This window comes from Flavobacterium sp. (assembly GCF_043780635.1).
GTDB lineage: Bacteria > Bacteroidota > Bacteroidia > Flavobacteriales > Flavobacteriaceae > Flavobacterium.
Map to the genome: position 1 here is coordinate 1 of NZ_JAYWCK010000033.1, position 6,368 is coordinate 6,368.

The following is a 6,368-nucleotide window of genomic DNA, read 5'->3' on the forward strand; positions in this document are numbered from 1 at the left end:
TTAAACTTAAAAATACAAAATAAGGAGCAGAAAAACTAGTTTTCTACTCCTTATTTATTAATCAATTAAGTACTAAAATGACTTTTTCAGTGCCCTCGACTAATCTTTAGAGTGTTTTAAAATTAAATAAATGGTATTTACAAAAATTCTCCGTGTTGAGAAATATCTAATCCTAATTCTTCTTTTTCTTCAGTAACTCTTAATGGTGTAATTTTATTTACAATAAAGAATAAAGCATAAGAAACAGTAAAAGCAAATATGGAAACAAGCACTAAAGCTTTTAATTGAATTAAAAACAATGTAGCATCGCCATAAATTAATCCTTGATTGTCTCCAACAATTGCATTAACAGATTTTGAAGCAAATACTCCGGTTAAAAGCATACCAACCATACCTCCAACACCGTGACAAGCAAATACATCTAAAGCATCATCAATTTTTCCTTTAGGAAAATTGCTAACCACAAGGTTACTTACTATACTGGCAATAAATCCTATTGCTAATGCAGAAGGAATGGATACGAAACCAGCTGCAGGTGTAATAGCAACTAATCCTACTACAGCTCCGATACAAGCGCCCATTGCAGAAAGTTTATGTCCAAGAATTTTGTCCAAAAATACCCAACCCATTGCAGCAGCAGCAGCAGCAACAGTTGTAGTTCCTAAAGCTTGTGCAGCAAGACTTCCGGATCCAACAGCAGAACCTGCATTGAAACCGAACCAACCGAACCACAATAAACCCGTTCCTAATAATACATAAGTAATACGAGCAGGGTTTGATTTTTCTGATTTTCTTTTTCCTAAGAACATTGCTCCCGCAAGTGCAGCCCAACCTGCACTCATGTGCACAACTGTTCCACCGGCAAAATCTAACACTCCCCATCCGAAGAATATTCCATCAGGATGCCAAGTCATATGGCATAATGGAGCATAAACAAATAATATGAACAATACCATAAATAATAAGTAAGCCCAGAAACGAACACGTTCTGCAAAAGCTCCTGTTATTAAAGCAGGTGTAATGATTGCAAATTTTGCCTGAAATAAGGCGAACAACATAAAAGGAATAGTTGGAGCTAATTCCCAAGCAGTTGTAGAGTTTACACCATTAAAAAACATGTTAGAAGTTGGGTTACCAATAAAACCGCCAATTGAAGGTCCAAAACACAATCCAAATCCAACAACAACCCATAACACAGTTACTATAACCATAGCCATAAAGCTTTGAAGTACAGTACTAATAACATTCTTTTTGCCTACCATTCCGCCATAAAAGAACCCTAGTCCCGGAGTCATTAATAATACAAGGCCTGTCGCACATAACATCCAAGCCGTATCTCCAGTATCTAATTTTAGGGCAACGATGTGTGCTCCTAATGTTGTGCTTTCTGGAAATAAATAAATTGAAAAAATAGATAATACCAGAATTGTGATTAGAATCACACTTAAAATAATCTTTCGCATAATTTTAGTTTTTAGTTATAAATTTCGATAAAAGTATAAAATCATTTCATATACCCATAAAAAAATTTACTTATAGGGTCATTTTTATTGAATTTATATTTTATACCCCATAATTTTATGGGGGTATGAAAAATTAATTGCTAAAATCTTTAATTTGTTAATGGGGAAATTTAAAAATTTGAATTTAATAGTGTCAACAATTGTTCTAAATCTTGAGTAGTGTGATTGGAAGTTATGACAATTCGATTGAGTTTTCCGGATGTATTTGTGTATTTAAATGAAGTAGTAATAATTCTGTTTTCCAATAATTTTTTTGAAACAGACTCATCTTCAAAATAAATGTTAGGATAGGAAGTATCGAAAGTAAATAAATCTCTATTTGTAAAATGGGTGTCTATATAGATTAGATTTTGAAGTAATTTTTGTTTCTGCGAAAGGTAAACTTCTTGTGCGTTAATATATGTTTCCAGAAAAGCCGGATTCATTCCCGAAGCTCCAATAAAACAATCAAGATTGCGTATTTTTGAAATAAAAGAAGTATTTCCAGCAATTACACCACCTGAAAGGCCAAAAGCTTTGCCCAAAGAGGCTACTTTAATTATCTTGAAATTTTCTTTTTTTATTATGTTTAGCCATTCGTTCCCATAAATTCCAAAACTATGGGATTCATCAATGACCAAAGTGATTTTCTTTTCTTTAGGAATTTCAAGCAAAATTGACAATTCTATAGGTTCAACAGCTAAGGAAGGAATTGAATCTGTTACAATGGTTATTTTTGAAATATTTTCATTGAATATTTTAGCGTTTAATTTGCCGTTTTCCATAATAGGAAGGCTGTGATAACTCATTATTGCAGGATGAGCATCTGGAAAATGAAACATAGCATCGGTAGTTTTTGAAAGATGTTCAACCACTAATTTTCCCGCTAACATCCCCGAAGAAACAGTCAAGGCTGCTTCGGTATTTGTATTTTTTGCTAATAATTTTTCGGCAGTTTCGTAAATCGAAAGCTCGATATTTGAATTTCTAGAACTTCCATAAGAGGTTCCCCATTTTTTGATGCTTTCGAATAAAATATTTTGGAAGTTAGTATTGGTAGACATCCCCAAATAATTGGTTCCGCCAAAATATAAATATTCGACGCCATCAATGCGAATTATTCGATCTGAAAATTCATTTACAATCATTATTTAGAAATTAAAGTAACTCCAGTTCCATTTAATTCTGAGTATTTTATGATACCGTCATGAATTGTTATGCCAGTTGCGATGTCTTTGGCCAATAATAATGCGCCATCCATGTCAACAAAATCTAGTTCTGGTAATAAATGAGCAATTGCTGATATTCCCACAGTAGATTCTGTCATGCAACCGACCATTGTTTTCATTCCTAATTTTTTTGCCTGTGAAATCATCCTTCTAGCCGAAGTAAGACCGCCACATTTTACTAATTTGACATTGACACCGTGAAAATGATTGTGACATTTGGCTACATCTTCTTCAATAATGCAGCTTTCATCAGCTATTATTGGTAAAACGGAATGCATAAAAACTTCCTTGTGACCTTCCCAATCATCAGCTTTCAAAGGTTGTTCCAAAAATTCAACACCCAATTTTTTCAATTCTATGGCATTATTTATAGTTTCGGAAACCGACCAACCACAATTAGCATCAATTCTAAAAATAGCATTGGTGTGTTTTCTTAATTCATTTACAATGGCAATATCTTCTTTGGTTCCAAGTTTAATTTTATAAATAGGCCAAGGCAATTCCTTCATTTTTGACACCATTTTTTCGATGCTGTCAATACCTATAGTATAATCAGTCTTTGGATTGTTATTAATGGAATAGCCCCATAAATCATAGAGTTTTTTCCCTTTTTTACGAGCATACAAATCATTGTAAGCAATGTCTAAAGCGCAAAGTGCAAACATATCATTAGATAATAATTTATGAGCATTATGCCAAAAAATTTCAGGGGTTTCATTAGTAACACTTTCGATAAATGGAATTATTTTTTCCAAATTATGTTTCATCGAATCTACCGTAATTTTATAATAAGGATTTGACGTAGCTTCCCCAAAACCGGAATAACCATCACTTTGTAATTCGACGATTAAGCTAGGTTGTTCACTGTATGATTCTCTTGAAATGGTAAAAGTATGTTTTAACTGAAGATTGAATGTTCGGAGTATTACTTTCATTTTTGTGACTATTTATTGAATAAATGTTTAATTTATAACAAAGGAAATTAATATAATTGGTTTACAAACTAAAAGGAGAAGTATATTTAATTTTGAAAGGATATTTAGATTAAATTTAGAGTTTAATTAAATGGATCTAGTTTTGGAGAGTTTTTTCAGGTTTTTCTAATTCACTGATTCAATAATATTCAATAATACTAGAGGAAAAGTAAAATTAAAACTATTCCTATTTTCAAATAACATTAGATTGTAATGGACAAACAAAAGATTAAATGGGGAATTATAGGTTTAGGTAATATTGCCCATCAATTTGCAAAAGAATTAATGCTAATCGAGGAGGCTCAACTTACTGCAGTAGCTTCAAGAAATCTTGAAAAAGCACAAGAATTTGCTGAGAAGTACAATTGCCCAAAAGCGTATGCTTCTTATGAAGACGTTATGAATGATGATGAGATAGACATATTGTATATTGCCACTCCGCATGATTCCCACGCAGTTTTAACCATAAAAGCGTTGCAGAATAATAAACATGTGCTTTGCGAAAAACCAATCGCATTAAACTATAATGATGCTTTGCAGATGATTAATGCATCGAAAAAAAACAATAAATTTTTTATGGAAGCCTTTTGGACAAGATTCAATCCTTCGTTTCAGGAAACTTTTTCTAAAATTAAAAATGGCGAAATAGGAGAAGTTAAATACATTACTGCTGATTTTGCCTTTCAAGTCGAAGAACTAGAAGGTAATAGAATGACAGACATAAAGCTAGGAGGAGGATCGCTTTTAGATATTGGTGTTTATCCCTTGTTTTTAAGTTATGTATTGTTGGGAATTCCGAAAGAAATACTTGCAAAATCAAATTTTCATGAGTCAGGAGCTGATTTACAAACGTCCATGATTTTACAATATGATAAGGCTCAAGCTATTTTGCATTCAAGTTTTGTTTCTTCGTCAAATATGAAAGCAACAATAAGTGGCACGAAAGGAAGAATTAATTTAAATCCATTTTGGTTTGAAGCACAGTCGTATACACTGGTAAAAAATAATCATAAAACAAAATTTAAATTACCTACCAAAGGCAAAGGATACACATACGAAATAGAGGAGTGTCACCAATGTATTAAAGAAAACAGAATTGAAAGCAAATTTTGGACTCATCAAAATAGTTTAGAGCTTATCAAAATAGTTGATGAAGTCAGAAGCCAAATAGGGTTAGAATATCCTTTATAGAATAGATAGTATTTACGGTATTGTTTTTATAATTGCTTATTTCATCAATTTAATTCCAAAGTTTTAATAGCAACTTCTGATGATTGTAGGATTTTTTTTAAATATTTTCATTCAAATAACCCAAATATTGAAATGTTTTCTATATTTTTAGAATCTAATAAATCAGTATGCTAGTTAAAGTTTTTGGAAGTGCCGTTTTTGGAGTCGAAGCTACAACAATTACAGTCGAAGTTAATATGGACAAGGGAATTGGCTATCATTTGGTTGGTTTACCCGACAACGCCATAAAGGAAAGTAGTTATAGAATTGCAGCCGCACTCAAAAACAATGGTTATTCTATGCCCGGTAAAAAGATTACCATCAATATGGCTCCTGCCGATTTAAGAAAAGAAGGCTCTGCTTATGATTTGACCTTAGCGATTGGAATCCTAGTTGCATCTTCCCAAATAAAAGCTGATGAAATTGACAAGTATATAATAATGGGAGAGCTTTCGCTCGATGGTGGTTTACAACCTATTCGTGGTGCTTTGCCCATTGCCATAAAAGCTAAAGAAGAAGGTTTTAAAGGTTTTTTTCTGCCAATGCAAAACGTGAAGGAAGCTGCAATTGTTACTGGATTAGATGTTTATGGTGTAGAAAATATTCAGGAAGTTATTGATTTTCTGGAAGGTAAAGGAACTCTAGAACCAACAATTATAGATACAAGAGCGGAGTTTTATAAAACATTGGATTTTCCTGAATTCGATTTTAGCGATGTCAAAGGCCAAGAAAGTATAAAGCGCTGTATGGAAATTGCCGCAGCCGGTGGTCATAATATTATTTTGATTGGACCTCCTGGGGCTGGAAAAACAATGCTTGCCAAACGTTTGCCCAGTATTTTGCCTCCAATGACTTTACGGGAAGCATTAGAAACTACTAAAATTCATAGTGTCGCCGGAAAACTAAAAGAAGCTGGATTAATGAATCAAAGACCGTTTCGAAGTCCACATCATACTATTTCAAATGTTGCTTTAGTAGGAGGAGGGAGTTATCCGCAACCCGGTGAAATATCTATGGCGCACAATGGTGTTTTATTTTTGGATGAATTGCCGGAATTTAAACGAGATGTTCTTGAAGTAATGCGTCAACCATTGGAAGATCGAGAAGTAACCATTTCAAGAGCCAAGTTTACCGTGACGTATCCATCGTCATTTATGTTAGTTGCCAGTATGAATCCAAGTCCCAGTGGTTTCTTTAACGATCCAGATTCTCCGCAAACTTCTTCGCCACACGAAATGCAACGCTATTTGAGCAAGATTTCAGGGCCTTTATTGGATAGAATTGATATTCATATTGAAGTGACGCCAGTTCCTTTCGAAAAATTATCAGAAGACCAAAAAGCCGAAAGCAGTGTCGATATTCGGAAACGCGTTACAGCTGCACGCGAAATCCAAACGGAACGTTTTATGCAAATGGAAAATATCCATTACAAT

Annotated in this window: 5 protein-coding genes; 2 read left to right on the forward strand and 3 right to left on the reverse strand. The window is 33.4% G+C overall.

Translation table 11 applies throughout. The features are described 5' to 3' along the window. Window positions 1-137 precede the first annotated feature (137 nt). The 3 genes from ACH2BV_RS03065 to ACH2BV_RS03075 form a co-directional block, all read right to left on the reverse strand. Window positions 138-1,463: an ammonium transporter gene (locus tag ACH2BV_RS03065; RefSeq protein WP_395049217.1), complete on the reverse strand. Its 1,326-nt coding sequence runs from the start codon at window positions 1,461-1,463 to the stop codon at window positions 138-140. Between the two features lie 170 nt (window positions 1,464-1,633). Further along, window positions 1,634-2,650, reverse strand: coding sequence for an aminotransferase class I/II-fold pyridoxal phosphate-dependent enzyme (locus tag ACH2BV_RS03070; RefSeq protein WP_395049218.1), 1,017 nt, complete (start codon window positions 2,648-2,650; stop codon window positions 1,634-1,636). Then, a complete protein-coding gene (locus ACH2BV_RS03075; protein ID WP_395049220.1) occupies window positions 2,650-3,666 on the reverse strand; it encodes a dipeptide epimerase in 1,017 nt (338 codons plus the stop codon). The genes ACH2BV_RS03070 and ACH2BV_RS03075 overlap by 1 nt, the downstream gene beginning before the upstream one ends. Before the next feature lie 252 nt (window positions 3,667-3,918). On the opposite strand from ACH2BV_RS03075, the gene ACH2BV_RS03080 reads away from it, so the two are divergent. Together ACH2BV_RS03080 and ACH2BV_RS03085 are read left to right on the forward strand one after the other, a co-directional pair. Next, window positions 3,919-4,896 carry a Gfo/Idh/MocA family protein gene (locus ACH2BV_RS03080; protein WP_395049221.1) on the forward strand — a complete coding sequence of 326 codons (978 nt, stop codon included), beginning with the start codon at window positions 3,919-3,921 and terminating at the stop codon, window positions 4,894-4,896. 167 nt (window positions 4,897-5,063) lie between these two features. Then, window positions 5,064-6,368 (forward strand): YifB family Mg chelatase-like AAA ATPase (locus ACH2BV_RS03085; RefSeq protein ID WP_395049222.1); only part of this gene is annotated, 1,305 nt, incomplete at its 3' end.

What these genes read in the sequence shown, in the direction of transcription:
- ACH2BV_RS03065 (WP_395049217.1), bottom strand. Translation starts at nt 1,463, where the DNA reads ATGCGAAAGATTATTTTAAGTGTGATTCTAATCACAATTCTGGTATTA.
- ACH2BV_RS03080 (WP_395049221.1), top strand. Translation starts at nt 3,919, where the DNA reads ATGGACAAACAAAAGATTAAATGGGGAATTATAGGTTTAGGTAATATT.
- ACH2BV_RS03070 (WP_395049218.1), bottom strand. Translation starts at nt 2,650, where the DNA reads ATGATTGTAAATGAATTTTCAGATCGAATAATTCGCATTGATGGCGTC.
- ACH2BV_RS03075 (WP_395049220.1), bottom strand. Translation starts at nt 3,666, where the DNA reads ATGAAAGTAATACTCCGAACATTCAATCTTCAGTTAAAACATACTTTT.